Below are 3,355 nucleotides of genomic sequence, written 5' to 3' on the forward strand. Positions count from 1 at the left end.
CGCCGCGCGTCGTAGTGCGGCCGTCGCCGGTGCCTCCTCCGGCGGAAGCGCCGCCGGCCCGTCCGGAGCCGCCGGCGCCCGCGCCGCCTTCTCCGCCGCGCGAGGAACGTCCGACGTCCGCTCCGGAGCCGCGTCCGGCGCCGCCGGTCGCGCCGCCCGGACCCACGATCGCCATCCTCCGGGAGGCTCATGCGCCGGTCGTGATCGGAGACATCGAGGGCGGCCTGCGGATCGCCCGCGGGGAAGCGAAGCCTGCGGAGCGGAAGCCCTTCGAGCGGGTGGACGGCCGGGACACGATCGAGGCGTTCGGACCCGGCGCCGGTCTGAGCGTGGACGGCCGGGCGACCTTGGCGCTGAGCGCGGGCGCCCGGGCGTCCGTTTTCCGCTCGGAGGCGGACCGGGCCTACGGCCTCGAGATCCACCAGGGGGCGGCGCTGGTCGATACGGAAGGCGCCACGCAGCGCTGGAAGGTGTCCTTCGGGCGGGCGGAGCTGAACTTCGCGGCGCTCAACGGCCGGGTCGTCCTCGAAGGGCGCGGCGAGGGGGAGCTGGCGGTGACGCTTCTGGAGGGCCGTGCGGAGCTCAAGGATCCCGGTCGCGGCACGCGCCTCGGGTCCGGGCGGGAATGGGTGTGCCGGGCGGACGGGCGGTGGGCCGATCGCCCGGCGGATTTCCGGAGATGGAAGGCGCTGGCCGCCCTTCTGCCCCCGCAGACGACTCTTTTTGCGGCGACTTTCGAGGAGGCCGAGGGGGAGACGTTTGCCTACACGGTTCTTGCGGGGCGCGTGATGCGCGAGGGAGGGCGGGCGTATCTTTCCGCCGCCGGCGGAGGCGAAGCGGGGCCCGTCCCGGCCGCCGCGATCCGGCCTGAGCCGGCGATCCCTTATCTGACCGGGATGAGACTCCGAATTCGCTGCCGGTCCGACGCGTCGGAGGTTACGATTCACCTGGGACCGTTCCGGGCCGCAGCGGCGCTGTCGAGGAAGGGCGTCTGGCAGGAAGTGGAGGTGGCGCTGGACGAGTTTCATCATGAAGGAGTCCGGATGGTTCCCTCCGACATGGTGACGGAGGTGCGCGTGAGCCTTCCGGAAGAGCGCCGGGAAGGGACGCTGGATCTGGATGCGGTGAGCCTGGTGCGGCGGATGCGATGACGACGGTCGCGGTCGTGTGGCTTGCGCTGGCGGTCGCCGCCCTGCAGGGCGGCGGCGAAACGGCGGTCGAGGAGGCGCTCCGCAAATTGCGGGACGCGATGGCCGATCCGCGGATCGGCCCCGACGAGAAGGCCGCGGCCGTCATCGAGGCCGCCGGCACGCGCCATGAGAAGGTCGCGCGCGCCCTCGGAGCGCTTCTGGTGCGCTCCGCGGTCGCGGTGCCGGTCCGGATCGTCGCGGCGCGCGAGCTGGGACGGTTCGAGGGGAGCGCCGGCGCGGTCGAGGGACTTGTGCGCGCCGTGCGTTCTTCGGAGAACGCCGGCGGAAAGGCGCTGGGCGTGCGGATCGAAGCGCTTCGGGGGCTGGGCCGCCTGCGGGCCCGCGCCGCCGCCGGGACGGTGGATCGCCTGATCGAGGACCGCGATCTCTGGGTGGCCAAAGCGGCCATCGACGCGGCGGGGAGGATCGGTTCGCTCTCGTCCGTCGATCCCTTGATCCGGGCGCTGCGGCGCGTGGAAGGGCCCCAGGGGGATCAGGAAGTCGTGCCCGGCGATCTTTTCGGAGGGGCGTTGCCCGGCCATTCGCGGGAAGGGTCGGGCGGGACGAATTCGGCTCCCCGCACGGAACGGGCCCTTCTGCGCGAGCCGATTCTCCAGGCGCTCCGGGCGGTCACGGGGCACGACGCGCCCGACGCCCGCGCGTGGGCGGCGTGGTGGCGCAAGCGCCGCGGCGGAATGAAGCTGGGCGACTGATCGCTCGCCGTCCTCAGGGCGCCGCCCGACGGGCCATGATCAACGCCTGCATGTTGGTCCGGAATTTCTCCCGAAGCTCGCGGGGAACGGGCCGCCCTTCGGCGTCGAGCTTCTCCTGCGCGGCGGCGTAGAGCGTCTGGGCCTGGCGAAGGTCCTGAAGGGCGCGGGAGGCTTCCTCTCCCCACACGGCGGGGTCCTCCGCCGCCTTGGCCTTTTCGAGGTGTGCTTTTCCGCTCTCGTGGAGGGCGTCCGCTTGGCGGACGATTTCCTCGACGGTGGAGGGGATGGCGACGGCCGGAGCGGGGGGAGGAGCCGAGACGGGAGGGGCGGGAGCGTCGGGCCAGGGGACGATGTCCGGCGGGGCCTCGGGGCCGGCGGTCTCCTGAAGGCGGCGCTCGAGGCGCCGGGCCAGGGCATATCGCTCGTAGGGCGGGGTTCCCTCGTAATACTCGCGGCGTCCGCTCGCCCAGCATTCCTCGCACTCGCCGCCCGCTCCTTTGCAGCGCGGGCACGGCACGTCCACGTAGTCGTCGGTGAGGCGGGCGGAGGGGTCGAGTCCGCGGCGGGCCTCCTCGAGACGGCGCGCGAGGTCTTCGCGCAGGGCGGCGCGCCGCGCGCGGGCGTCGATCCAGTCGCGGAGCGCGCGGGCCTGTCGCTCGAGCGTTTCGCGAAGCGCGGGATCCGCGGGGGGAAGGAGGCGCGCCAGCCAGGACGCGTCGCCGTAGCCCTTGCAGGCGGAACAGGCCAGACGGGCGGTTCCCTCGCAGGAGGAGCAGGGCAGGGGAGCGCGGCCCGCGCCGCCGCAGAGGGAACAGGGGTCGGTCCGGCGTCCGGCGCAGCGTTCGCAGGGAATGCGGCCGCTCTTGCAGGTTTCGAAGTCGGCCAGAAAGCGGCGGGCCGCGGCGGGGGACACGGGTCGGGGCTGCCCGCGCGGATCGACGATCTGGATGCGGGCGCGTCCGTTGAAGGCGTAGAGCTTGAGCTGATTCCAGAATTCGGCGCAGGGGACGGAGCCGTCGAACTTGACGGGTTTGACCCGCGGGTCGTTCTTGTGCTCGCAGGTGATGACGTTCTCGGTGCGCAGGTGGAAGTTCCCTCCCGAGCAGGGGTCCAGGCGGTAGGTGATCGTCTGGCCGTGGAGGGTGCCGGTTCCGGCGGCGGTGCGGACGCGGCGGTCCTGGAGGGAGAGGATGAAGGTGCCGCGGAACCCGTAATGGTCCAGGGTGCCTCCGCCGTCGCAGAGGAGGCACGGGACGTGGCCCTTGGCGTCGCAGCGCGGGCAGGGGCCGGGGGCGCGGCCGTCGCGGCAGGAGGCGCAGGGGGCGGAGCCCTGGCCGCCGCAGGCGGCGCAGCCCGTGGGGACGCGGCGGGGACCGGGGAGGAGAAAGAGGAGCCGCACGAGCTGGCGCGAAAGCTCGGGGGCGTCGGGCGCGGCCAGAAGCGCCGCGCGGG

General features: G+C 73.5%; 3 protein-coding genes. 2 read left to right on the forward strand and 1 reads right to left on the reverse strand.

Going from position 1 to position 3,355, the window contains the following annotated elements; translation table 11 throughout:
* The coding region (locus VNO22_13770; GenBank protein ID HXG62439.1) for a hypothetical protein at positions 1–1,151 on the forward strand (1,151 nt) is incomplete at its 5' end.
* Positions 1,148–1,903, forward strand: coding sequence for a HEAT repeat domain-containing protein (locus VNO22_13775; protein HXG62440.1), 756 nt, complete (start codon positions 1,148–1,150; stop codon positions 1,901–1,903). The genes VNO22_13770 and VNO22_13775, both read left to right, overlap by 4 nt.
* Positions 1,904–1,916: 13 nt before the next feature.
* Here the strand turns inward: VNO22_13775 and VNO22_13780 are convergent.
* On the reverse strand, positions 1,917–3,355 hold a 1,439-nt coding region (locus tag VNO22_13780), incomplete at its 5' end, for a hypothetical protein (protein HXG62441.1).

Source organism: Planctomycetota bacterium, assembly GCA_035574235.1.
Classification (GTDB): Bacteria; Planctomycetota; MHYJ01; order MHYJ01; family JACPRB01; genus DATLZA01.